Source organism: Vibrio sp. 2433-A1, from assembly GCF_056726085.1.
Genome location: NZ_JBRESC010000009.1, coordinates 29,346 through 55,752 on the forward strand (window position 1 = coordinate 29,346; position 26,407 = coordinate 55,752).

Here is a 26,407-nt window from a genome sequence, read left to right on the forward strand (position 1 = left end):
TGTCAACAAGTAGAATATTAGGCCAGCCAAACGGTTGGCCTTTTTGATAGTTAAGTCATTATTTGCGTGTCTTTGATGAAAAAATATTGCCAGATGATTTCAAATTGTGATAATTTTCGCCGCAATCTCGGAGGAGAGTCGAAAAGTCGATATTCTGGGGGATACGCGTAGTTAATATTCGAGCTGAGTATTTTTGCGTAGGGTAGGTATCAGCAACCTCTTGTTGTTGATAGACGGGATACTAATGTCACTTGGTGGCATGTAAATGGGAAACCCAACATGAACTCACTTAACAAACACACATTAATCAGCTTAGTTCTTCCTCAATGCCCTGTTTTACAAGACAGTTGCATTACTGAACCTTGATCTAACTCCTGACATGTAGTCCATCAGTTTGATGGATCGATTTGCTGTACGCGCTATTTAGAAATAACGCGGAATGGCTTGTTACACCTTCATATTCGTAATTTGGCGAAAGAGGGAAGTATTACATTTCAAGGGATTAAATCATGAGCACAGCCTTTGAAGTCGATAACGCAGTAATCAATGCGGAGATCGCAACTCCATTTTCAACTCAGATTCCAGTGATTGAGGGTCTATACGACCTAACACCGGATCAAATTTTACTCGATCAAGAAATGCACGAATCTGAGGTTCGTTCATACCCACGTCGACTACCTATTGCCATTAAACAAGCTTATGGCGCATTGGTTGAAGATACACGTGGTCAGCTTTTCTTAGATTGTCTTGCCGGGGCGGGCACGCTTGCTTTGGGTTATAACCACCCAGAGATCAATCAAGCGTTAAAGTCGCAATTGGACTCAGGTCTTCCGTACCAAACACTTGATATACCAACCGAAGCAAAAACAACGTTTATCAAGTCAGTGAAGAACTTTTTACCGCAAGAGCTTGCTGCAAATAGCGTTATTCAATTTTGTGGCCCTTCTGGTGCTGATGCAGTTGAAGCGGCGATTAAGCTTGCGAAGCAAACAACGGGTCGCAATACCATGTTTGCCTTCCGTGGTGCATATCATGGCATGACCAACGGTACCATGGGCATGATGGGTAACTTAGGCACCAAAGCGCGCCGTACCGGACTGATGTCTGATGTCCATTTCATGCCTTTCCCTTACGATTTGCGTTGTCCTTTTGGTCTTGGTGGTGATGAAGGTGCTAAAGCGGGTATCCGCTATATCGAGCGTCTACTCAATGATGACGAGGCAGGCATTATGAAACCTGCCGCGATGATCGTTGAACCAGTACAAGGTGAGGGAGGCGTTGTACCAGCGCCGGCATTTTGGCTGCGTGAATTGCGCCGTATTTGTGATGAGCACGATATTCTTCTTATCTTTGATGAAATTCAGTGCGGCGTTGGTAAATCAGGTTACAACTTTGCGTTTGAAGAAGCGGGTATTGTTCCTGATATTTTGTGTCTGTCGAAAGCGATTGGTGGTGGCTTGCCGATGTCTCTGTTGGTTATCAACAAAGAACACGATACGTGGAAGCCGGGTGAGCACACAGGAACTTTCCGCGGAAACCAATTAGCAATGATTTCAGGTGCAAAAGCGCTAGAGATCATTGAGCGTGACGACTTAGTGGGTCATGCGAATGTTGCAGGTCAGTATTTACGCCATGGCTTAGAAGCGATTCAAAAGCGCGTTAACTGCATTGCAGATGTACGTGGCAAGGGTTTGATGCTAGGCGTTGAGATCCGCAAACCGGGCACGGAACTGAATAAGTTCGGAGAGCCACTCGCGGATGGTGAGCTAACGCTTAAAATTCAGCGCGCTGCGTTAGAGCGTGGTTTGATGGTAGAGAAAGGTGGTCGTGACGGTTCTGTGATTCGTTTCTTACCCCCTTTAATTATCTCATTCGAACAAATTGACTTTGCGTTGCGTGTGCTTGAAGAAGCGATACTTGCGGCAGGTGGCCAGCGAGTAACCCAAGAAGAGTCAAACGAATTTTGGAAGAAGCACTTTATTCATGCCGGTAAAGCGGGCAGTGATGAGTTCGCGAAAGTGATGAATCATACAGCTGCGGCGATGAAGTCAGTATTTGAGCAAGTTGATGCGCCATACTCTGGCTTAGAGCCTAAGCGACTCGAACAAGCGATCAATGCTGTTGACCTAGACAACAAAAACGCCTCGCTAGTGGATGTGATTGGTGACACAGCAGAGCTTGTCGCGAAGAATTCCATCATTGTTCAGCACCCTGACTGTATTGCGCATCTGCATACACCGCCGTTGATGTCTTCAGTTGTCGCTGAAGCGATGATTGCTGCTCTAAACCAATCTATGGACTCATGGGACCAAGCCTCTGCTGCAACGTATGTCGAGCAGAGAGTTGTTGACTGGATGTGTGACAAGTATGACCTTGGCACTCAAGCGGATGGCATTTTCACCAGTGGTGGCACACAAAGCAACTTGATGGGCTTACTGCTGGCGCGTGATTGGATCGCGGAAAAATTCGACAATCATTCGATTCAAAAACTGGGCTTACCTGAATACGCCAACAAGCTCCGTATTCTATGCTCTAAAAAGTCTCACTTCACTGTGCAAAAGTCAGCATCGTTGTTAGGATTGGGTGAAAATGCCGTATGTTGTGTTGACGTTAATGATAACGGTACGATTAAAGTTGATGCACTTAACGCTGAAATCGACACGTTAAAGTCCGAAGGTTTAATTCCATTTGCGGTCGTGGGTACTGCTGGGACGACTGACCACGGCGCGATTGACGATTTAGAGGCGATTGCTGATCTAGCGGCTAACAATGAACTTTGGTTCCACGTAGACAGTGCCTACGGTGGCGCGCTAATTCTAAGTAGTCATAAAGATCGTTTAAAAGGTATTGAGCGTGCGGATTCTGTCAGTGTTGATTTTCATAAACTGTTCTATCAAACGATCAGTTGCGGCGCCGTACTGCTGAAAGACAAGGCTAACTTTAAGTATCTGCTGCATCATGCTGATTACCTTAATCGTGAACATGATGAACTGCCTAACCTGGTTGATAAGTCTATTGCGACAACCAAACGTTTCGACGCATTGAAAGTTTTTATGACGATGCAAAGCGTTGGGCCAAATATGTTAGGTGAAATGTACGATCACTTGCTTGAGCAGACTCAGCAGGTCGCTTCTCTAGTGCAAGACCATGAAGGTTTTGAACTTCTTGCGCAACCATCACTGTCGACGGTGTTGTTCCGCGCAGTACTCCCTGAACAGTTAGGGAATAGTGCCACGGATTTAGATGAACTCAATAAAGCTCTAAGACTAGAGGCGCTCACTCGCGGCGTTGCTGTTCTTGGAGAAACAGTCGTGGGCGGAAAGTCCGCACTGAAATTTACGATTTTGAACCCATGTTTAAAGATTGCGGACTTCGAATCTTTACTAACAAAAATCCATACTCTAGCGGCTGAGCTAGCGAAATAGAGGTAACGAAAACAATGGCAATTCTACAGATTGGTGCAGGCGGCGTTGGCTGGGTTATAGCACATAAAGCAGCACAAAATAACGACGTACTAGGTGATATCACAATCGCGTCACGTACAGTGAGCAAATGTGAAAAGATCATCGAATCTATTCAGAAGAAAAATAATCTGAAAGATGCATCTAAGAAACTAGAAGCTCGTGCAGTGAACGCTGACGACGTTGATGCACTTGTTGCGCTTATTAAAGAAGTTCAGCCGGATCTAGTGATTAACGCAGGTCCTCCGTGGGTAAACATGACGATTATGGAAGCATGTTACCAAGCGAAAGTCTCTTACTTAGATACATCAGTAGCGGTTGACCTATGTTCTGAAGGTCAGCAAGTACCACAAGCTTATGATTGGCAGTGGGGTTACCGCGAGAAGTTCGTTGAAGCGGGTATCACAGGTATTCTTGGTGCTGGCTTCGATCCGGGCGTTGTGTCAGTATTCGCTGCTTACGCTGTTAAGCATCTGTTTGATGAGATCGATACGATTGACGTTATGGATGTTAACGCAGGCGACCACGGTAAGAAGTTCGCGACTAACTTTGATCCTGAAACAAACATGCTTGAGATCCAAGGCGACTCTTTCTACTGGGAAAACGAAGAGTGGAAACAGGTTTCTTGTCATTCTCGTATGCTTGAATTTGATTTCCCGAACTGTGGTACACACAAAGTTTACTCTATGGCGCACGACGAAGTTCGCTCAATGAAAGAGTTCATTCCTGCTAAGCGTATCGAGTTCTGGATGGGTTTTGGTGATAAGTACCTAAACTACTTCAACTGTATGCGTGATATCGGTTTGCTTAGCCCAGATCCGCTAACACTGCATGATGGTACTGTGGTTCAGCCTCTTCATGTACTGAAAGCACTGCTACCTGACCCAACATCTCTAGCACCAGGTTACACGGGGCTAACGTGTATCGGTACTTGGGTTCAAGGTAAGAAAGATGGTAAAGAGCGTAGCGTATTCATCTACAACAACGCTGACCACGAAGTAGCGTACGAAGATGTTGAGCACCAAGCGATCTCATACACAACGGGTGTACCAGCGATCACTGCTGCGCTTCAGTTCTTCCGTGGCGAGTGGGCAGATAAAGGCGTGTTCAACATGGAGCAGCTAAACCCAGATCCATTCCTAGAAACGATGCCTAGCATTGGTCTAGATTGGCATGTGCAAGAGCTTGAAGCAGGTCAAGGTCTACCACTGATCCATGAATTGGAAAAATAAGAACTGACCATTTGGTCTGATTACTTATTAAAGGGGACACGGATTGTTCCCTTTTTAGCGATGATTGCCTTAAGGTGTTGGTATTATTTAGTTTGATTTTGTAACTCACTGCGTTCGGACAGGACAAATCAAACTAAATCACACCAACCTTTTAATTTTCCTTTCCATCTTTAGATGCTGCTTGAGTGCGTATAGAAAATGACATTTAAGAAAGAAGAACTTAAAACCCCATACTTTATGATCAACGAAGATAAGTTGATTGAGAACCTAGAGAAAGCAAAACAGCTAAAAGAGATCTCTGGCGTTAAGCTGGTGCTTGCGCTGAAGTGTTTCTCGACTTGGGGTGTATTTGACATCATCAAGCCTTATTTAGATGGCACGACAAGTTCTGGTCCTTTTGAAGTAAAACTTGGCTATGAGACCTTTGGTGGTGAAACTCACGCGTACAGTGTTGGCTACAGTGAAGATGATGTTCGTGAAGTGGCAGATATCTGTGACAAGATGATCTTCAACTCGCAGTCTCAGCTTGCGGCGTACCGTCATATTATCGAAGGCAAAGCTTCAATCGGCCTGCGATTAAATCCAGGTGTAAGCTATGCAGGTCAAGACTTGGCAAACCCGGCGCGTCAGTTCTCTCGCTTAGGTGTTCAAGCAGATCATATCAAACCAGAAGTATTTGAAGATATCGATGGCGTGATGTTCCACATGAACTGTGAAAACAAAGATGTGGATGCGTTTATCGGCTTGCTAGATTCAATCTCAGAGCAGTTTGGTGAATATCTCGATAAGCTAGATTGGGTGAGTATGGGCGGTGGTGTGTTCTTTACATGGCCGGGCTATGATATCGATAAGCTTGGTCTTGCGCTTAAAGCATTCTCTGAGAAGCATGGTGTTCAAATGTACTTGGAGCCGGGCGAAGCGATCATCACAAAGACAACCGACCTTGTAGTGACAGTGGTTGATATTGTTGAAAACGTGAAGAAAACAGCGATTGTTGATTCAGCAACAGAAGCGCACCGACTCGATACGCTTATCTACGACGAGCCAGCTTCTGTTCTTGAAGCATCAGAAACCGGTGAGCATGAGTATGTAATTGGTTCTTGTTCTTGCCTTGCGGGTGATCAGTTCTGCGAAGCGAAGTTTGAAGCGCCTCTGAAAATTGGCCAGCGTCTGCACGTTCTTGATAGTGCTGGTTACACCATGGTTAAGCTCAATTGGTTTAACGGATTACGCATGCCTTCGGTCTATTGTAAGCGCTCAAGTGGTAATATCCAAAAGCTGAACGAATTCGATTATTCAGATTTTAAACGTTCGTTATCTCAGTGGTCAGTTGAGTAAGTTATAAATAATGAATAAGTACATCGCCCAGTGAGAGGTTTTTTCTGCTTTTTTGATGTTGCGATGGCAATTACCAGATATCACCCTTCAATACTTATCGTTAAACCAAGAACTGGGTGCCCACGGCTACAAAGGCGTGATCGCTTGCTTGCTTATCTTGTTGATAGATTGGGTTAATCAGGTGCTGATCTTGGACAAGATAGCTAGTAACTTCTGCAATAGAGCGTTGGGAGTCAGGCTGAAACTCTTGAGAGAGGATAACGTAATCGAGCACGTTTCCTTGTGAAAAATGATAATGAGTCGCAGCGCGGGTAGGGGACGCGTCCGTATCTGTATAAGCCTGCCAGCTATCGGTTAAAACCAAAGCTTCACCTTCATCATCTGTTTGTAGAGTTAGTAGCCGTGTGATGTCGCTGGTCAAAGGTTGGTTCATGTCCCCGAGCAGAGCAGTAGGCATTGGTGATTTCTGATAGTGTTTGTCCATATACAGTTTAAGCATCACCGCTTCCCAGCCTCGTAATTGACTTGATAGCCACTGGCCAAGGAGCTGACTTGTCTCGCCTTGCATCGCTGGGTCAGTGGCACGTTGAGACTTCAAATGACAAACATACACTGAAACATCGCCAATAGTTGGCACTTTGATAACAGCATGGATGGGTTTGCGACTAAATTGGGGTAACTCAACCTGATAGGCTTTAGCCCACTCGTTTAAAGGTTGGACGGCCTCTGCGTGAGTAATAGGATACTTCGACGCCAAGGCAACGACGGGGCGAGAATAAATATAATCACTTTCGGATTTTGGTGTATCTACGGTGACAAAATAGGGGAAGTCACATTCAGCGAGAAGCTGTTGGGCGGCTTCTATACTAAAGACTTCCTGCAGGCCGATGATATCAGCGTTTAGATGAGTAATTTGCGATTTTGTCCACTGGCACTTAGCTTGCCACTCTTGTTGATCATAGATATTAGAAAACTCATAAAAAGCGTCGGGTGGCTTAAGGAAATTAAACAAGTTAGCGGTGGCAAAAGTAAGTGTTTTTGTTGCGTTCAATTCGGATACCTTGTAAAGGTTGATTGGCTAGCTAAGGGTAGCAACTGTTAAGCCGTAATTGAACAGATAAGCGTGAACAGCCATCAATAGAGATATTGATGGCTGTTTTTCGGTTAGGCTTCAACCATAACGCGTGTATCTTCACTTAATGCTTCTAGCTCTTTGGCGACATCGTCGATCAACACTTCGGTCGGGAGACGCATTGCGATATTAGCAGTAAATAAGCTAGAGCTAACACCGCCACCACCAGCAATAAACACCCGTTGGCAGTCCATATCTAAGATGCTAATACCTTGACCATCCAGTACGTGAGTAATTTCATTTACGATACCCGCGCGGTCATTGGAGTCGAGTCGTAACTGGTAAATGGTATCTGCACTGTGGCTATTCAGATCAGAATCGGTAATTTGCACCAGCAAATCTGGGTGAGAAGAAAAAGCATCTTTTACCAATTGAGCGTTATCTGAAGGTAATTCGACTTTAATAACTGCTGCAACCTGATTTTCGATGAAATTAACTTTGCTAATAAGCCATTTGCCATCGTTTTCATGTGTGATGGCAGCAAGTTGTTTAATGGTTGCTGGGGTTGCTTTACCGACAAAATTTACAATGAATGTGCTGTTCATATTAGGCCTCCTAGCGCTGAGTAAGGCATGACTATTCAATCTCTACAGCGATGAAAGACGAATCGGTGCCTAACGTCAGTTTAGGAAGTACAGGGGATTTAGGTTTGAGCTAGGTCAATTTTTGGCCCTAATCTATTGTTGGTATTACGGTTATTTTAACGAGAGCACAAAAAAACGACGTATGAACGTCGCTTTTTCAAATTGCGTGATCGTGGATCGTGTTAGAAGCTGATCTTCATTTCCACGCCGTAGAATGCGTTGTCATAGCTTGCACCCGCATCCATCGCGAACTGCGCGGCATCTTGGTTACCAAACCATGGAGTACTGCTGTATTGGAATTCTGCGCTACCACCCCATGCATCACTTACCCAGCCGTGAATGTGACCAACAGGGTTTAAGAAGAATAGCGTGACGTCACCTATGGTTTCTGAACCCATAACTTCCCCGCCTGATGCGACGATGCCTTGCTCCGTTTCAAACATCATTTCACCAACAACAGCACCGAAGAATGGAGTGATGAAGATATCTTGCCATGATGGAACTTCAGCAAAAGCTTCTACACCGTATTCCCAGAAGAATGTCGACATAGTGGCAGAGTAAAGGAAAGACTCAAACTCATTAAAGCCAGCATGGCGGGCTGCGGTATAGTAAACACCACCGAAGTATGGGTGCATGATGTAGTTTAAGAAGTGTTCATCACGGTCCCAAACTGGACCTGAAGTGACGTTGTCCTTCCATTTTGAGCCTAAGCCGCTTAGATTACGATTTTCCTCATCCCATTTAGTGATTGACTCAGGTAGTAGAGTCATTAGACCAACGGTCGCAACACTTAAGCCAAGAATGGTGTAAGTTTGGCCCATTAAGTAATCCCAATCTTTTTCACTTGAAGCTGTAAGGTATTTTGGTAAACCTGGATCTTCTAGCTTTAAGTTGTCTTCAGTAAGGCTTAATGAATATGGGTCTTGAGAGGTGTACTGATAAGAGTTGTAAGAGAGCGTGTCGAACTCAGCTTGGTCTACAGTGTATGAAAATTCAATATGCTGACTTGAGTCGTAGATATTGGCGTTGGCACATGCAGATGCTGACATCAATAAAGCGGCGATGCTCTTTTTAAACACGGAAAACTCCACAGTTATTATTTTTTAATGATCGGGTTCACAATTATCTATTAAAGTCAGAGTAATGGGAACCAGTATTTGTTCTAAATTAGAAACTTAGACGTTTTTTACCGGATTGCGATAGGAATTAACGGTAAACTCATCAAATGTGTGACATTTCCCACTAAGGATAAACGATGTTAAAAATTGCAATGCTAAGCACTGGGGAAGAGGTCCTCCACGGAGATATTGTTGATACGAATGCCGCTTGGTTGTCTCAACGTTTCTTTGAGCATGGTTACAGCGTGACTAAACGTTCGACGGTAGGCGATGAAATGTCTTCTTTGATCGAAGAGCTGATGATGCTGAGCTTTAATTGTGATGTCGTTGTGGTCAATGGTGGCTTAGGGCCAACAGCTGACGATCTGAGTTCTGAGGCGGCGGCTGTTGCGGCAGAAACAGAACTGACTCTTTTCCCTGAATGGCAGACTCGTTTGGAGCAATTTTTTGCTGCAAGGGGGGTCACAATGCCAGAAAGTAATATTAAGCAAGCGATGCTGCCGAAAGGGTCGCAATTACTTGATAACCCAATAGGTACGGCTTGTGGCTTCAAGGTCACCTTTAACGACTGTGATTTCTATTTTACGCCAGGTGTGCCGAGTGAATTTAAGTTAATGGTAGATCAGCAAGTTCTGCCTGATATTAAGCGTTGTTACCCAGACATCAGTGGTCAAGAGTGTAGCAAGCTGTATACATTTGGTACTTCGGAATCGGCGCTTTCCGATAAGCTCGATAAGATGCAGCTTCCTGAAGGGTATAGCTTAGGCTATCGCTCATACCTTCCGTATATTGAGGTTAAGTTGTTTGGGCCAAAAGAAGATCTAGATAGACGTGTAAAGCTGCTACAGATGATTTTTAGCTTGGTGGAAGCCAATGTTGTGAGCATTGATGAGTCTATGCAAGATCACGTCGCCCATTTGATCTTAGATAAGAAGCAGTCAATCTCTACTGCAGAACAATCAACTTATGGTGCGTTATCTCAATGGGTTCAATCTCATGAAGGTGCGGCAGAGTATTGTGGTCACGGCTGGGTGTTAGGCGAAAAAGTGGCATTAGCTGAAGGTAGTGATGACGTGTTAGCTTCGGTATTAGCACTTGTTGGTGCGACTAAAGAGAAATGCGCGACTGATATTGCCATAGTGACAGGGAAGGTGGTCAACAAGACGTTTTCAGTTGCTTTGGCGACGCCGGAAGGTGAGTGGGGACAAACTCTAACATTTAATAGAGATTACTCGCGCAAAGAGCGTACGCTTGTTATCACTACTATTGCAGCGGATATGCTTCGTCGTTACTTAAGCGCTAAACCTATGTTTGCAAGTTACAGCTCATTGACTCGTGAAAAAGAGATGTTTATTCCACGAAGTGCAATTGGCGCATAATAATTCAGTGAGCTGACTATTTATATTTGTCAATTCGGCTTGGGTTGGCATTCTGTAATAAGCAAATGAATGCACTTGATATTTCATTTTAATCAGTTAAATATTTTTTTATAGCGCATTCATATATAGCTTAACTCAATGATTTTAAATAGAAGCCAAAAATGTCTCACTTTTGGTACTTATTTTTGCTGGTGAAGAGGATAAACTGACTACTCGAATCGCTATTTTCACGGAGGGGTTAGTATGTTTAGTCAGTCCAAAATCCTTGTATGGTACCAAGTTGCTAGTCAAAAAGTTATTTTGGGTGAGGCACTTAAGGATGAGCGTCAAGATATGATCTCTTTGTGGCGACAAGCTCCGAAAGAAAAAATCGTAGGGGATAGCTTAGGCTACCACCTTTCGCTTTTTGATGACGATGGAAGAGAGATCGGTGATAAAGCCGTGTCTATGCTGACCGCTGATGCATTTTTGTCGCGTGCGCCTGCTAAATTAAACGCATAAAAGCAAGCGCAAGCCTTACTCTTTTAATAGTTGTATAGTTATTCACTTTACTATATCTGCTGGAACTCGCGTGACTAGCTTATACACCTTATTCTTCATAGACAAAAAGCCCTTTAGTGGTGAACTAAAGGGCTTTTTTGATGACTAAAAATGTACTATGCGCGTTTTTCTTTTAGCGCATACTGAACACCTTCAATCTCGATATCAGACTTTGCTTTACAGATGCACGGTAAAATTTCGCGCTCTTCGGTATAAGCCATAGCAAAACCAACGTATTCCACTTCACCTGAGATCAACTTACAGCGACAAGCGCCGCAGTGTCCGTCACGGCAATTGTATTCTGGCTCTACTCCTGCGTTTTCCATTGTTTCTAGAATGGTATTCGAGGGGTGAGATTGAATAGGTGTCATTCCGTTGATTTTGATTGTTGGCATTACAGTTCGAAGTCCTTAAAGTCATCCGCACGAACATCACTATCAATCTGACCAACTAGGTAAGATGAAATCTCTGCTTCCTGAGGAGCAACCTGAACGTTATCAGAAGATAACCAAGCGTTGATCCATGGAATTGGGTTCGATGTCGCTTCTGGGTAAGCTGCGCCAAGGCCAACAGCTTGCATACGGATATTGGTAATGTACTCAACATATTGACAAAGAATGTCTTTGTTCAGACCAATCATTGAGCCATCTTTAAATAGATATTCTGCCCATTCTTTTTCTTGCTCAGCCGCTTCTTTGAATAGGTCGAAACACTCTTGCTTACATTCTTCTGCGATCTGCATGAATGAGAAGTCATCTTGACCGTTACGAAGCAGGTTAATCATGTGCTGTGTACCCGTTAGGTGTAGCGCTTCATCACGAGCAATTAGTTTGATGATTTTTGCATTACCTTCCATCAACTCACGTTCAGCAAATGCAAATGAACATGCGAAACTTACGTAAAAACGAATCGCTTCTAGTGCGTTCACTGACATTAGGCACACATAAAGTTTTTTCTTCAGGTCATGAAGAGTGATAGTCACTTCTTCGCCGTTGATTGTATGTTTGCCTTCACCGTAACGGTGGTAGTCGTTAGTCAGTTGGATCAAGTCATCGTAGTAGCGTGAAATATCTTTAGCACGCTTTAGAATGTGTTCATTTTCAACGATATCATCAAACACAAGGCCCGGATCATTAACGATGTTACGGATGATGTGAGTGTAAGAGCGCGAGTGGATAGTCTCAGAGAAAGACCAAGTCTCAATCCATGTTTCTACTTCTGGTAGAGAAACCAATGGAAGTAGCGCAACGTTAGGGCTACGACCCTGAATAGAATCCAGTAGTGTTTGGTACTTTAGGTTTGAGATGAAAATGTGTTTTTCGTGATCTGGTAGCTTGTTGTAGTCGATACGATCACTCGATACATCCACTTCTTCTGGACGCCAGAAGAAAGACAGTTGCTTCTCGATTAATTTTTCGAAAATTTCAAATTTTTGTTGATCGTAACGTGCAACGTTTACCGATTGACCCAAGAAGATTGGTTCTTTCAGTTGGTCGTTCTTAGTTCGGTTAAAAGTACTGTAAGCCATGATGCCTCAATTCCTTTTATGCCCCTCAAGCTGAGGGGCCAATAGTTTTGTTAAGCCTAATAATCCCAATAGAGGGGATTATGGGTTAAATCTTACAACCGCCACCCGCGCAATCGTCGTCTTGTGGTTGTACAGCGTCTTTCTGGTCATCGCTCGCACCATCACGAGTGTTATGGTAGTAAAGCGTTTTAACACCATATTTGTACGCTGTTAGAAGATCTTGCAGCAGTTTCTTCATCGGTACTTTACCGCTTTCGAAACGAGTTGGGTCATAGTTCGTATTCGCTGAAATAGCTTGGTCAACGAACTTTTGCATGATACCAACTAGGTGTAGATAACCGTCATTAGAGCCGATGTTCCATAGCAATTCATAGTTATCTTTGTACTCAGTGAATTCTGGTACAACCTGCTTCAAGATACCATCTTTAGAAGCCTTAACTGATACGTAACCACGTGGTGGTTCAATACCATTTGTCGCGTTAGAGATTTGCGATGATGTCTCAGAAGGCATTAGTGCTGTTAACGTTGAGTTACGTAGACCGTGAGTAACGATCTCTTCACGTAAACCATCCCAGTCGTAATGCAACTGCTCATCACATACTAAATCGATATCTTTCTTATAGGTATCGATTGGCAGTAGACCTTTCGCGTAGTTTGTTTCGTGGAAAGATGGACACTTGCCTTGTTCTTTCGCTAGTGCAACTGACGCTTTAAGTAGGTAGTACTGAATTGCTTCAAATGTACGGTGAGTTAGACCGTTTGCACTACCATCAGAGTACTTAACGCCATTTTTCGCTAGGTAGTAAGCGTAGTTAATAACACCAACACCTAGAGTACGGCGGTTCATTGTTGATTTGTACGCTGCTGGAAGAGGGTAGTCTTGGTAATCAAGTAATGCATCTAGTGCACGTACGACTAGCTCAGACAGCTCTTCGAAATCGTCGAGTGATTTAATCGCACCAAGGTTAAACGCAGAAAGCGTACATAGTGCAATCTCACCTGAATCATCTTCTACATTTGTCAGAGGTTTCGTCGGCAGTGCGATCTCTAGACATAGGTTAGATTGACGTACAGGAGCAACTTCTGAGTCAAATGGACTGTGAGTGTTACAGTGGTCAACGTTTTGAATGTAGATACGACCTGTAGACGCACGCTCTTGCATCAAGATAGAGAACATCTCAATCGCTTTGACAGTTTCTTTCTTAACAGAAGGATCGTTCTCGTATTTCACGTATAGGCGTTCGAACTCGTCTTGGTTCTCGAAGAACGCATCGTATAGGCCTGGTACGTCAGAAGGAGAGAATAGCGTAATGTTGCCACCCTCAACCAAGCGTTGGTACATAAGGCGGTTTAACTGAACGCCGTAATCCATGTGACGTACACGGTTTTCTTCAACACCACGGTTGTTCTTAAGAACCATCAGTGCTTGAGATTCACCGTGCCATAGTGGGTAGAAGACGGTTGCTGCACCGCCACGAACGCCACCTTGAGAACAACATTTTACTGCTGTCTGGAAGTATTTGTAGAACGGGATACAACCGGTGTGGAATGCTTCACCACCACGGATTTCAGAGCCTAGAGCGCGGATACGACCAGCGTTGATACCAATACCAGCACGTTGAGAGACGTAACGTACAATAGAGCTTGCTGTTGCATTGATTGAATCAAGGCTGTCACCACACTCGATCAATACACATGAGCTGAACTGACGAGTAGGGGTACGTACACCAGACATGATCGGTGTAGGTAGTGAAATCTTGAATGTCGATGTCGCGTCATAGAAACGCTTGATGTAGTCAAGACGTGTCTCTTTCGGATATTTAGCAAATAGGCAAGCAGAAACCAGAATGTATAGGAACTGAGCACTTTCGTAAATTTCACCAGATACACGGTTTTGAACGAAGTACTTACCTTCAAGCTGTTTTACAGCGGCATATGAAAAGTTTAGATCGCGCTTGTGGTCAAGGTATGCGTCTAGCTCATCTAGTTCAGCTTTGGTGTAATCTTCAAGAATGTGCTGATCGTATTTACCCATATCAACCATACGTGCAACGTGATTGTGCAGCGTTGGTGGCTCGTACTGGCCATACGCTTTCTTACGTAGGTGGAATACTGCTAGGCGAGCCGCTAGGTATTGGTAATCTGGCGTCTCTTCAGAGATCAGGTCTGCTGCAGACTTGATGATTGTTTCATGAATATCAGAGGTTGTGATGCCATCGTAGAACTGGATGTGAGCGCGTAGTTCTACTTGCGATACTGAAACGTTATCTAGGCCTTCTGCAGCCCAAGTGATAACGCGATGGATCTTCTCTAGATCAATGCTTTCTTTACGGCCGTTACGTTTAGTAACGGTAAGTTGTTGGTTCATTCTGCTTCATTTCCCTAACAAAACTGATAAAAGCCACATTTTTGTGTAATTCTTGTAAAACTTGTGCCGGCTTTGTGATCAAAATCTATCTATATATTGTAGTAGCAAACACAACATATAGGGGTGTATCTGTTTGCGGGTTACAAGATAGTGCTATCAATCGTATATTTCAAGGTGCAGATCTTGGATGACTTGTGGATAACTGACAAAATCAAAAAAAACAGTTAGTGGCTACTAACTGATGGGGTTAGGGCTGGCAATAATGGATAAAATTACCATCTCCAGTGTGGTTTATAAGTAACCACAAACAAAAAAAAATCCCTTGATCTTTGAACAAATTTCGGAGCGAAAAAGGAGCCGATTAAATTGGAATCAAACACGCAAAATTTGATGAAAAAATGATTGAAAAAGGCGATGGCAATACGCCATCGCCTGAGAAATAAACGCAATATATGGTATGTGAAAGTTGTTAAAATCTTTCAGTATGGACGATGTAGTTTACATCGACATTGCTACCAAGCTTGTAGGTGTCTGTCAGCGGGTTGTAATGGAGACCTGTAATCCCCGTCTCTGTTAAATCAGTGTGATCAATCATTTTGATAAGTTCCGCAGGGCGAATGAATTTATCATGATCGTGTGTGCCTTCAGGAACGATCTTCAGCAGTTTCTCTGCCCCAACAATCGCGAACAAATAAGATTTTAGGTTGCGGTTCAGCGTAGAAAAGAAAACGTGACCTCCGGGCTTAACGAGCGCCGCACATGACTTAATCACTGAAAGTGGGTCAGGAACATGCTCTAGCATTTCCATGCATGTCACCACGTCGTATTTACCAGCGTTTTCAATTGCATGATCTTCAATCGTGCTTTGGATATAGGTGAGTTTAGTTCCGGTTTCTAGTGCGTGTAGGCGAGCTACTTCAAGCGGTTCTTTGCCCATGTCTAGGCCGGTAACCGTAGCGCCTTCTTTCGCCATGCTTTCCGCTAAGATTCCACCACCACAGCCCACATCAAGAACCGTCTTACCAAATAGCCCTTCAGCATTGTCTAAAACGTAGTTGAGACGAAGAGGGTTAATTTGGTGAAGAGGCTTAAATTCACCTTCAAGATCCCACCAGCGGGAAGCCATATCTTCAAACTTTTTAATTTCGTTAGGGTCGACATTTTGTGATTGGGTCATAACAACTCTATTTATTAACCTGCTTCCTTGAATTGAACGCATTATACCCGTTCAAGCATAACACTCCATAGAGAGGATCACTTTTCTCTAGGAACGGGCAAAATATAGCCATTTTTCAGCGAGATAAAATTAGAGTGTGCAAATTCTCGGCACTTGATTCACAACCAAGCTCACAACCTTATAAAAGGAGAGGGAAAGTGATGCCGAACTACTGAATTGTATGTTATATTTTTGCACCTTAAGCGTATTGTACATACGATCTATAAATAGAGGGATAATGGCTCTATGAGCGATCTAGCGAAAGAGATCACGCCCGTAAACATTGAAGATGAGCTTCGAGGTTCATACCTAGACTATGCGATGTCAGTAATCGTTGGTCGTGCTCTTCCAGATGTGCGTGATGGCCTAAAGCCTGTACACCGCCGCGTTTTGTTCGCGATGAATGTACTAGGTAATGATTGGAATAAACCATATAAAAAATCTGCCCGTGTTGTTGGCGACGTAATTGGTAAATATCACCCACACGGTGATAGCGCTGTATACGATACTATTGTACGTATGGCTCAGCCTTTCTCGTTACGCTACATGCTGGTCGACGGTCAAGGTAACTTCGGTTCGATCGATGGTGACTCAGCGGCGGCAATGCGTTACACCGAAGTTCGCATGGCTAAAATTGCCCACGAGCTTCTGGCTGACTTAGATAAAGAAACTGTTGACTACGTACCTAACTACGATGGTACAGAGCAGATCCCAGCAGTTCTTCCTACAAAAATTCCTAACCTATTGGTGAACGGTGCTTCTGGTATCGCGGTAGGTATGGCAACCAACATCCCGCCACATAACCTTGGCGAAGTGATCGATGGCTGCCTTGCATACATCAATAATGAAGAAATCACTATTGATGAGCTAATGGACTATATTCCTGGTCCTGACTTCCCGACGGCAGCGCTAATCAGCGGTCGTAAAGGCATCGTAGACGCGTACAAAACTGGCCGCGGCAAAATCTACATGCGCTCTAAAGCGGAAGTAGAAGCAGACAAGAATGGTAAAGAAACCATTATTGTTACTGAGATTCCTTACCAAGTTAACAAAGCACGCCTGATCGAAAAGATTGCTGAGCTTGTTAAAGATAAGAAAGTTGAAGGCATCAGTGCACTGCGCGATGAGTCTGATAAAGACGGCATGCGTATTGTTATTGAATGTAAGCGTGATGCAGTGGGCGAAGTGGTTCTAAACAACCTATACGCACAAACCCAACTGCAAACGACTTTCGGCATCAACATGGTTGCACTGAACAATGGTCAGCCTCAGCTATTCAACCTAAAAGATATGTTGAAGTGTTTCGTTGATCACCGCCGTGAAGTTGTAACACGTCGTACTATCTTCGAACTTAAGAAAGCACGTGATCGCGCTCATATCCTTGAAGCACTTGCACTTGCACTTGCGAACATTGATGAAATCATCGAACTGATTCGTAATGCAGCAACACCGGCTGAAGCAAAAGCTGGCTTAGTGGCTCGTGGCTGGGATCTTGGTAACGTTGCTGCAATGCTTGAAAGCGCAGGTACTGATGCAGCTCGCCCTGATTGGCTAGAGCCTCAATACGGCATCCGTGACGGTCAATACTTCCTAACTGAAACTCAAGCGCAAGCAATTCTTGATCTACGCCTACACAAACTAACAGGCCTAGAGCACGAGAAGATCCTAGACGAATACAAAGCCCTATTGGACGAAATCAAAGAGCTAATGCATATTCTTGCAAGCACTGAGCGTCTGATGGAAGTGATTCGCGAAGAGCTAGAAACAGTTCGTGATGCATTTGGTGACGTTCGCCGCACTGAAATCACTGCAGCAAGCCACGATATCGACATGGAAGAGCTTATCGCTCGTGAAGATGTTGTAGTGACGCTGTCACACGAAGGTTACGTTAAGTACCAAATCCTAAGCGACTACGAAGCACAGCGTCGTGGTGGTAAAGGTAAGAGTGCAACTAAGATGAAAGAAGAGGATTACATCGAGCGCTTGCTTGTTGCGAATACTCACGACAACATCTTATGTTTCTCTACACGTGGTAAGACTTACCGTCTGAAAGTGTATCAATTACCATTAGCGAGTCGTACTGCACGTGGTAAGCCAATCGTTAATATTCTTCCACTAGAAGAAGGCGAGCGCATTACTGCGATCCTACCAGTTGATGAGTTCTCACCAGAGAAGTTTATCTTCATGGCAACAGGTGATGGCACAGTTAAGAAGACCTCTCTAGACCAGTTTGCGAACGTTCGTTCAAATGGTCTGATTGCAGTTAACCTGCGTGATGACGATTCTCTAATCGGCGTTGATATTACTAACGGCGACAGCGACATCATGTTGTTCTCTAAAGCGGGTAAAGTAGTTCGCTTTGCAGAAGATAAAGTTCGTCCTATGGGTCGTACTGCGGCAGGTGTTCGCGGTATGAAGCTAGCGGATGATGACCAAGTTGTGTCTCTAATCGTTCCTTCAAACGAAGGTGACATCCTGACAGTGACGCAAAATGGTTACGGTAAGCGTACTGAGCTTGCAGAGTACCCGACTAAAGGTCGTGCGACACAGGGCGTTGTCTCTATCAAGGTATCTGATCGTAACGGTCCTGTTGTTGGCGCGGTACAAGTAGAAGAAGGCGACGAGATGATGATGATCACCGATGCTGGTACTCTAGTTCGCACACGTGTAGCGGAAGTAAGCCAAGTTGGCCGTAATACTCAAGGTGTTACGCTAATCCGTACTGCTGAAGATGAGAATGTTGTTGGTCTACAACGCATTGATGAAGTTGAAGAAGCTGAGCTAGTTGAAGGTGAAGAGTCGGAAGAAGTCGTGAGTACTTCTGAAGAGTCTGAAACTCCAGAGCAAAGTGATAAAGGCTCTCAAGAATAATACGTCTCTCTAATTAATTTATGCCGAACTTTATGTTCGGCATTTTTTTTAGCTAAATTTAATGGAGCACTTTTGGACCAACGCATTTCAGTTTGCATGTGCACAACTAAATAAATGAGACCATTATCTTGAAAACGATATTCTGTAATGAGAGCTTTCGTATTATTATTGATTGAGCGAATAAGTGCAGGAAACAGGAAGTTCTATGCAAAATAGAAAGGGTAGCGTGGCGCAAGTGGCCAATAACCAAGTCATCGTGTATATATTGACCGGGGGCTACTTAGTCGCTGTCTATCTTATTTCCTATACACTGATAACTGAACATCATATAGTCAGTTGGTTCTACCTGCTATTTCCTATCTCGATGCTTGTCGCTTACTTCTCTAGCAATTCGCGCGTAAAGCTCAGTGCATCAATTCTTTCTTTGATTGTCTTGTTTGGGGGAGGGATTGTTGAACCACTAGAACTTGATGCTATTGAAGAAGCCTTTATCGGGCTACCGCTATGTTACATTATCCTTTTTCCCGGTTCATTGTGGCCAATTGCGATTTGTGCTGCGTTAATCGTGAGTTATTGGGTCGAGTTACCTGTCGAAGAGTTTGATGAGTTTATAGAGGACGCAATTGAGGTTGCATTCATTACCGTGTTCGCAACCATCATGACGTACTTCCAACAAAAGTCTGAAAAACAATCTAACCTATATAAAGAAGCAAGTCTAACCGACTACCTTACTAAGCTCCCAAACCGAAAAGCCTTTTTCAATGCAGTTAATGAGCTAAAAGCGTGCGACAGTGTTGACTATGCCGCTTTGCAAATCGGCCTCGATAACCTAAAAAAGGTCAATGATGACCTTGGCTATGGTTATGGAGATGAGCTGTTGCTTGGTTTCTCGCGCCAAATGAAACGATTATTGGGAGAGAGTAATCAGCTATATCGTTTGGGGGGAGATGACTTAATTGCTTTAATCAGATGTACTGATGGCAACCAAAACGAACTCAATGAATTAATTGAAGGCTTACGGGTTAATTACGATAGTGTATGTAAAATCCACAATACCTCTCACCGACTTAGATATCATGCGGGCATTGCTATGCTGAGTGATGCGCACAATAATATCGAGGTATGGGGGAAGAACGTCGATGTCGCGTTGGCTAAGAGTAAACGCAAAGGCGATGGCGTCATCCAGTGGTATGACGATGTGTTGATGAACGAGACCATTCATGATCACCAGGTAGAAACTGAGCTAAAAGGTGCGCTTGATAGTCAACAGATGTTTTTGGTTTATCAACCTAAAGTGGATATTAACACTCAGAAGATAGTAGGTGCGGAAGCATTGCTTCGGTGGGAGCACCCAGACTTAGGTTTGGTACCACCTTGTGACTTCATTGGTATCGCAGAAAAAACAGCTCAGATTATTCCAATTGGCCGCTGGGTTATCGAACAAGCGATAAAGCAATCGAGTGAGTGGCTTCAACAGGGCTATGAGATATGTATTTCCGTTAATGTCTCAAGTGTCCAGTTTGCCCATGATGATATCTATCCGTTTATTGCTGAAACACTGAATCGTTTTCAACTTCCCTCTAAGTGTTTGCAAATTGAAATTACAGAAACAGCAATGATGGATAAGTATTCACATGTAGCTGATACTTGTAAAAAGTTACAAGACATAGGAGTGTCAATTGCAATAGACGACTTTGGCGTTGAGTACTCATCATTAAGCTACCTAAAGCAGTTACCTGTCGATACGATTAAGATTGATAAGTTATTTATTGATGACTGTGTGTCAGAAGTTACTGATCATATGATCGTCAGAACCATCATCCAAATGGCACACAACCTTGGTAAAACAGTTATTGCTGAAGGGGTGGAATATAGTGAGCAATTAGAGCTGTTAAACCGTGAAAATTGTCACCAATATCAAGGCTACCTTTTTTCTAAACCGGTTTTACCTTCAGATTTCGAACGATTTTTTTAATCGATAACTATCTATAATTTATCGTTATTATTTCACTGTGTATACGCGGGATTCATTGGCAGTTGTCAGGCTCTTGACGCCATAAAAATGCCACAAATACAAGCACCTATCAATTTTTCAAAAAACAGTCGATTTTTCGTGCGTAAGTGTTTTCTTACTTGTAAACTCACCGCTTCCTAACTGTTCCTCAACCTTTAATCGACACTATGAAACTTTCATTAAAACAGAAACTGATCGGCGCAAGCTTACTTGCGGTGGTGCTAATGGCAAGCGCGTTAACTTGGCTAGCGGCTGACCAACTTTTCCAACAAACACGCAATGGTGTTTACGCTCGTGCAGAGAGTTTAGCAAATGCGGCATCTGAGGGCATTTCTGACTGGATTGATATCCGTAAAGATATCGCAGCAGCATTTAATGACTACAGTGAAGAGACGGATGTCGTTCCATTCCTTCAACAAGCACGTAAAGCTGGTGGTTTCGATGATATTTTTTTAGGTACGCCAGAAGGGGGGATGTATCGCTCTCATCCTGAACGCAATCGTGCCGATTATGATCCTCGTACACGCCCTTGGTACATAAACGCGAATAAAGCGGGTAAGCAAATTGTAACGCCAGCATATAAAGATGCGATCACAAATGCGGTGCTAGTGACAATTGCTGAACCAATTCGCCACAATGGTAAGCTCGTTGGTGTCGTAGGTGCAGATGTATTGATTGACCAGCTTATCAACGATGTAATCAATCTCGATGTAGGTGATAACGCCCACGCAATGCTGATTGATACACAAGATGGTACGTTCTTAGCTCACCATGATTCGGCTCTTTTACTAAAGCCTGTTAATACTTTATCTAAAAAGTTGAATCTAAGTGCGATTCAAAATGCGGCGAATACTGGTTCGATAGAAACCATCGAACAGGCTGGTAAAGAAAAGCTGTATTTCTTTAGTAAAATTGAGGGTACTGACTGGATTTTCGGTATCGAAATGGATCGTGCGACAGAAGAAGCGGCTCATACTGAGCTTCTACAAAGCCTTATCATTACTGCTATCGTAATTACTTTAATCGTTATAGCGGTTGTTTCTTGGTTGGTTAACTTCCTGTTCCGTGACTTAGTAAGGGTGTCTGACGCTCTAGAAGAAATTGCATCAGGTGAAGGCGATCTAACCCAACGACTAGAACCGCGTAGTGATGATGAAGTGGGTCAGTTGGCGACAAACTTCAATACCTTCGTGGGTAATATGCACGAGATGGTATCGAAACTCAGTATGGTTTCTGCCTCTTTATCTGAGCAGTCAAAACGAACGGCTCAACAAGCTGAAGAGCGCAGTACGCGTATTCGTTTACAGCAAGACGAAATCAATATGGTGGCAACTGCAATCAACGAGATGGCAGCGGCGACTCAAGAAATCGCAGGCAACGCAGATAACACCGCTCAGAACTCTTCTGAAGCTGTGACAGCGTGTGTGCATGGCGGTGAGCAAGTGGTGCAAACTCAAAGCTCTATTCAAAACTTAGCGACGGAAGTACAAGTGGCGACTGAAGTCATTCAAGAGCTGGAAGTTCACGGAAATAGCATCAACACAATTCTTTCTACGATCCAAGACATCGCAGAGCAAACGAACTTGCTTGCCCTTAACGCAGCAATCGAAGCGGCGCGTGCTGGTGAGCAAGGGCGTGGCTTTGCTGTAGTTGCAGATGAAGTTCGTGTATTAAGTCAGCGTACTCATGCCTCTACGCAAGAGATTCAACAGATGATTGAAACTTTGCAGGGTACTACGGGTAAGGCGGTAAGCATCATGGGCGATAGCCGTCAGCTCGCAGATACCAGTGTCACTGACGCGGATTCAGCTGCTGTGAGCCTAACGCAAATTCAAACGGCTGTTGAGCGTATCAGCGACATGGCAACTCAGATTGCATCTGCTGCAGAAGAACAAGCATCGGTAACATCTGAAATCACTCGTAATACCGTGGGCATTCGTGATGTTTCAAATGAGTTGGCTGATGAAGCGCATGATGCCGCAGATCAAGCAGCTAAGCTGTCAGAGCTTTCTCATGAACTAGAGCAAGAGATTCAACGCTTTAAGCTATAAATTGGTATTAACTTAAATGAATAAAAAGCCTCGATTTATCGAGGCTTTTTCTTATTCGGATATTTCCAAAATGGAAATTACAACTGAACATAATTTCAATCGTGGACATGGGTGGCATTAGCTAAAATCCTTAAAAACAAGAAGGAAAACCACATGTCTGACAGCCACACTGCTTTTCAACAGCGCGTATCAAAAATTGTTACCGATGCGACCTTATCTCCTAAACAGAAAAACCAATTTCTAGCGTTAGAGGCAGAAGCGAGCTTGCCTTACATGCAGGTATCGAAAGATGTCGCCGAGGCGATGGAAGAGGGGGTGTTATGTGACATGTTTGAAGGACATGCTCCATTTAAGCCTCGCTATGTTTTGCCTGATTACTCTAAATTTCTTATGCAAGGTTCGGCGTACCTTGAGCTTGAGGCGGCAACAGATTTTGACGATGCGCTAAACCTATTAACTATCATCTACCACCATGTGCCTTCAGTGACCAATATTCCTGTTTACTTGGGACAACTGGATGATGTGCTGTTGCCCTATGTCGGTGACCTCGATGAACAGCAAATCTATACCAAGTTGAAGCGATTTTGGATCATGCTGGATCGCACCTTGCCTGATGCGTTCATGCACGTGAATATTGGTCCAACTGACAACGTTATTTGCCGAACTATCTTGCGCGTTGATGCCGAGCTTAAACAGATCGCGCCAAACCTCACCTTTATGTACGACCCTGAAGTCACGCCTGATGATTTGTTAAGACAAGCGACGAGTAATATTTGTGAATGTAGTAAGCCTCATATTGCTAACTACCCGATGCACGCGATGGCGTATGGTGATAAACAGTTTGGTATTGTGAGCTGTTATAACTCACTACCTTTAGCGGGTGGCTCAAATACGCTTGTGCGTATGAACCTTAAAAAGGTCGCTGCTCACGCCAAAGATGGCAATCATTTCCTTGACCATGTTTTACCTCATTACAGTCAGTTAATGGCGGACTTGATGGACGCGCGTAGTACGCATTTGCACGAAGAGTCTAACTTCTTTAAAGGCTTCTTAACCACAGAAGGATTGATTGAAGAGAGCCGCTTTGCGCCTATGTTTGGTATCTATGGCATGGCAGAAGCGGTCAATACTCTACTAGAAAAAGAGGGTAAACAAGGTAAGTACGGGCACAGTGAAGAAGCGAATCGACTGGCGCTAGCCATTTCGGAAAAGCTTGCTCACTTAGTTGATACAACGCCAGTGAAATACGGCTTAGATGGTAAAGCGCTGCTTCATGCACAAGGTGGGATCAGCCTAGACGAAGACGTGACACCTGGTGTGCGTATACCTTATGGAACAGAGCCTGATCCAGTGACCTACGTACAAGCAACTGCTCAGCAGCATAAATACTACACCTCGGGAATCAGCGATATTCTGACCATCGATGAGACGGTGAAATCAAACCCAGAAGCGATGTTTAACTTGTGCAAAGGCGCGATCAATCAAGGTTATCGTGAGTTTACGGCGAACGTGGCATCGAACGACTTAGTCCGTGTAACGGGTTATATGATTAAACTCTCTGATATCAATAAGTTTGAACAAGAGGGCTCGCGCAAGAACACGACCTTCCTAGGTGCTGAAGCTGCAAAAAACACTGGGATTTTAGATCGAGCACCGCGTGTTGTGAGTATGGAATCCTCACCGGTTTACGAATAGAAACAGATGACCATGGAGCAAGAAAAACAGGCTAAAGTGAGCCGAATTCTCAACTTTTCCTGTGTAGATGGACCAGGCAATCGTCTGGTCATCTTTCTCCAAGGGTGCAATTTTAACTGCCTGAATTGCCACAATCCTCATACGATCAATCACTGTAATCACTGCGGAGATTGTGTCGAATCATGCCCAAGTAATGCATTAAGTATTAATGAAAAGGGGAAGGTAATTTGGGATTCATTTGCCTGTACAAACTGCGATAAATGCATCGAGATATGCGGTAATAAATCGAGCCCTAAGATAAGCCACTATACGGTGTCTAAAATGATGGAGGTGATAAAGCGTCACCGCATGTTTATCAGCGGCATAACGGTTTCCGGCGGTGAGGCAACATTACAATTACCATTTATTATTCAACTATTTGAAGCAATAAAGTCGGATATAAGCCTTAAACACCTGACTTGCTTTATTGATAGCAATGGTGACTTATCTGCTACAGGTTGGGAGCGCGTGAGCCATGTGCTTGATGGTGCAATGATCGACCTGAAATCTTGGCAGCGCGAGACTCATCAATGGCTGGTGGGTAAAGACAATCATAGAGTCATCGAATCGGTAAAACATCTCGCTAACCTAGGTAAACTACACGAGCTGCGTTTACTGCACATTCCAGGGAAAAGCGATCTCGACAGTGAAGCAGTCAGCATCATTAAACTGATACGGTCGCTACCTAAAGAGGTTGTGATTCGTTTGAATGCATTTCAACATCATGGGGTTGTGGGCGAAGCACTCGGATGGGACAAGTGCTCAGAACAAGAGATGAATCGATTCTATGCTCTATTGTCAGAAGGTGTAGAGCACAAGATTCAACTGCCGACGGTTTATACTTAATCTGCCCACTGTTGATACAGCCACTGCAGTGCAGGATCGTTCAAGCTGGCTTGATTCCACACTAAGCTATAGCCAACTTTGCCATATTCAAAAGGCAGTGGTTTACTCACCAATCCCTTTGCTTGTCTTGATTGCTCTGCCCATTTTTTAGAGCAAGTCAGCAGGTAGTCACTTTGATGACACATTATGGCAGCAGCACCAAAGTCGGCGAGAGAAATAACCACGTTACGCGGACCGTGTTGTTGAGTCAGATTCTGTTCGAAATAAGGCTCAGATAAGTCTTTATCTAAGATACCAATATGCTGATAGGCGAGATAGTCCTCAATGGAGAGTTGGCTATCAGCGAGGGGATGATCTTTGGACATTAAACAGATCATCTCATCGGATATAATCTGCCTCCACATCAAATCTCTACTACGAGTAGGAGGCTGACTGATATCGTGAGGTAATATCATAAAGTCGATTTGACCTCTGATCAGTGCGTCAAAGCTGGCTTGCTCTTTGGCGTAAACCTTAATTCCACGTGACGCGCTAAGTTGCTGAGATATTACGGCAATTTTATCTGTAAACAGTTCAAAAGTACTTTCTCGCATCGACAGAGAAATCTCGCCAGTGTAATGACCCGGTTGGAACTCCCCCTGATGAAGAATGCCATTCATACTTGATAGAATCTTATGTACCTCGGCGCCGATGCTAAGTGCAAACGCAGTAGGAACTAACTGCCCGCCATCTCGATAAAAAAGTGCATCATTCATCTGTTCACGTAACTGCCCGAGCGTCTTGCTGATACTCGATGGAGTGACACACAATATGCTGGCTGTCGTTGTAACACTATGAGTGCTGAGTAGAACGTGGAATGCAGTTAAATGCTTCAAACTGATACGTGAAAGGGCAAGGTAATCCATACAAGTCACGGAGTTAGGAGTAACTCGCTATTTATAACCTTATCGTGCGTGGAATGGTAGGAATTTATCAATGTCAATGTGGTGAATTCA

Annotated in this window: 18 protein-coding genes; 10 read left to right on the forward strand and 8 right to left on the reverse strand. The window is 43.9% G+C overall.

What is annotated here, in order from left to right:
* Positions 1 to 509 precede the first annotated feature (509 nt).
* The 3 genes from ACU01J_RS10810 to nspC all read left to right on the forward strand — a co-directional run bounded on the left by ACU01J_RS10810 (position 510) and on the right by nspC (position 6,031).
* A complete protein-coding gene (locus tag ACU01J_RS10810) occupies positions 510 to 3,425 on the forward strand; it encodes a diaminobutyrate--2-oxoglutarate transaminase family protein (RefSeq protein ID WP_481085715.1) in 2,916 nt (971 codons plus the stop codon).
* A gap of 14 nt (positions 3,426 to 3,439) precedes the next feature.
* Complete coding sequence (locus ACU01J_RS10815) at positions 3,440 to 4,693, forward strand: carboxynorspermidine synthase (RefSeq protein ID WP_481085716.1); 1,254 nt, start codon at positions 3,440 to 3,442, stop codon at positions 4,691 to 4,693.
* 198 nt (positions 4,694 to 4,891) lie between these two features.
* The gene (nspC, locus tag ACU01J_RS10820) at positions 4,892 to 6,031 is read left to right on the forward strand and encodes a carboxynorspermidine decarboxylase (protein ID WP_481085717.1); all 1,140 of its coding nucleotides are present in this window, start codon (positions 4,892 to 4,894) and stop codon (positions 6,029 to 6,031) included.
* A gap of 100 nt (positions 6,032 to 6,131) precedes the next feature.
* On the opposite strand, the gene ACU01J_RS10825 is transcribed toward nspC, so the two are convergent.
* From ACU01J_RS10825 to ACU01J_RS10835, 3 genes are all read right to left on the reverse strand, one after another.
* Positions 6,132 to 7,082 carry an endonuclease/exonuclease/phosphatase family protein gene (locus ACU01J_RS10825; RefSeq protein ID WP_481085718.1) on the reverse strand — a complete coding sequence of 317 codons (951 nt, stop codon included), beginning with the start codon at positions 7,080 to 7,082 and terminating at the stop codon, positions 6,132 to 6,134.
* Between the two features lie 113 nt (positions 7,083 to 7,195).
* Positions 7,196 to 7,708 carry a glycine cleavage system transcriptional repressor gene (locus ACU01J_RS10830; RefSeq protein ID WP_481085719.1) on the reverse strand — a complete coding sequence of 171 codons (513 nt, stop codon included), beginning with the start codon at positions 7,706 to 7,708 and terminating at the stop codon, positions 7,196 to 7,198.
* A gap of 221 nt (positions 7,709 to 7,929) precedes the next feature.
* Positions 7,930 to 8,826, reverse strand: a complete 897-nt coding sequence (locus tag ACU01J_RS10835; RefSeq protein ID WP_481085720.1) for a DUF3943 domain-containing protein — start codon at positions 8,824 to 8,826, stop codon at positions 7,930 to 7,932.
* A gap of 176 nt (positions 8,827 to 9,002) precedes the next feature.
* On the opposite strand from ACU01J_RS10835, the gene ACU01J_RS10840 reads away from it, so the two are divergent.
* Entirely contained in the window at positions 9,003 to 10,244 is a 1,242-nt protein-coding gene (locus tag ACU01J_RS10840; protein WP_481085721.1) for a CinA family nicotinamide mononucleotide deamidase-related protein, read from the forward strand.
* 243 nt (positions 10,245 to 10,487) lie between these two features.
* Positions 10,488 to 10,745 (forward strand): hypothetical protein, encoded by a 258-nt coding sequence (locus tag ACU01J_RS10845; RefSeq protein WP_481085722.1) that lies wholly within the window; start codon positions 10,488 to 10,490, stop codon positions 10,743 to 10,745.
* Positions 10,746 to 10,900: 155 nt separating this feature from the next.
* On the opposite strand, the gene yfaE is transcribed toward ACU01J_RS10845, so the two are convergent.
* From yfaE to ubiG, 4 genes are all read right to left on the reverse strand, one after another.
* Complete coding sequence (yfaE, locus tag ACU01J_RS10850) at positions 10,901 to 11,179, reverse strand: class I ribonucleotide reductase maintenance protein YfaE (RefSeq protein WP_481085723.1); 279 nt, start codon at positions 11,177 to 11,179, stop codon at positions 10,901 to 10,903.
* Positions 11,179 to 12,312 carry a class Ia ribonucleoside-diphosphate reductase subunit beta gene (gene nrdB / locus ACU01J_RS10855; protein WP_481085724.1) on the reverse strand — a complete coding sequence of 378 codons (1,134 nt, stop codon included), beginning with the start codon at positions 12,310 to 12,312 and terminating at the stop codon, positions 11,179 to 11,181. Before nrdB ends, yfaE begins: the two co-directional genes overlap by 1 nt.
* A gap of 85 nt (positions 12,313 to 12,397) precedes the next feature.
* A complete protein-coding gene (nrdA, locus tag ACU01J_RS10860; protein ID WP_481085725.1) occupies positions 12,398 to 14,680 on the reverse strand; it encodes a class 1a ribonucleoside-diphosphate reductase subunit alpha in 2,283 nt (760 codons plus the stop codon).
* A 469-nt stretch (positions 14,681 to 15,149) separates the two neighbouring features.
* Positions 15,150 to 15,857 carry a bifunctional 2-polyprenyl-6-hydroxyphenol methylase/3-demethylubiquinol 3-O-methyltransferase UbiG gene (gene ubiG / locus ACU01J_RS10865; protein ID WP_481085726.1) on the reverse strand — a complete coding sequence of 236 codons (708 nt, stop codon included), beginning with the start codon at positions 15,855 to 15,857 and terminating at the stop codon, positions 15,150 to 15,152.
* Positions 15,858 to 16,142: 285 nt separating this feature from the next.
* Here ubiG and gyrA point away from each other — a divergent pair, with 285 nt between their 5' ends.
* The 5 genes from gyrA to ACU01J_RS10890 all read left to right on the forward strand — a co-directional run bounded on the left by gyrA (position 16,143) and on the right by ACU01J_RS10890 (position 25,412).
* A complete protein-coding gene (gene gyrA / locus ACU01J_RS10870) occupies positions 16,143 to 18,767 on the forward strand; it encodes a DNA topoisomerase (ATP-hydrolyzing) subunit A (protein WP_481085727.1) in 2,625 nt (874 codons plus the stop codon).
* 205 nt (positions 18,768 to 18,972) lie between these two features.
* A complete protein-coding gene (locus ACU01J_RS10875) occupies positions 18,973 to 20,742 on the forward strand; it encodes a putative bifunctional diguanylate cyclase/phosphodiesterase (protein ID WP_481085728.1) in 1,770 nt (589 codons plus the stop codon).
* Between the two features lie 206 nt (positions 20,743 to 20,948).
* Positions 20,949 to 22,832: a methyl-accepting chemotaxis protein gene (locus ACU01J_RS10880; RefSeq protein WP_481085729.1), complete on the forward strand. Its 1,884-nt coding sequence runs from the start codon at positions 20,949 to 20,951 to the stop codon at positions 22,830 to 22,832.
* Between the two features lie 153 nt (positions 22,833 to 22,985).
* Positions 22,986 to 24,527: a YjjI family glycine radical enzyme gene (locus ACU01J_RS10885; RefSeq protein ID WP_481085730.1), complete on the forward strand. Its 1,542-nt coding sequence runs from the start codon at positions 22,986 to 22,988 to the stop codon at positions 24,525 to 24,527.
* Positions 24,528 to 24,533: 6 nt separating this feature from the next.
* Positions 24,534 to 25,412, forward strand: a complete 879-nt coding sequence (locus ACU01J_RS10890) for a YjjW family glycine radical enzyme activase (protein ID WP_481085731.1) — start codon at positions 24,534 to 24,536, stop codon at positions 25,410 to 25,412.
* On the opposite strand, the gene ACU01J_RS10895 is transcribed toward ACU01J_RS10890, so the two are convergent.
* Positions 25,409 to 26,317, reverse strand: a complete 909-nt coding sequence (locus ACU01J_RS10895; RefSeq protein ID WP_481085732.1) for a LysR family transcriptional regulator — start codon at positions 26,315 to 26,317, stop codon at positions 25,409 to 25,411. The two genes, ACU01J_RS10890 and ACU01J_RS10895, sit on opposite strands and share 4 nt — an antisense overlap.
* Positions 26,318 to 26,407: the final 90 nt, after the last annotated feature.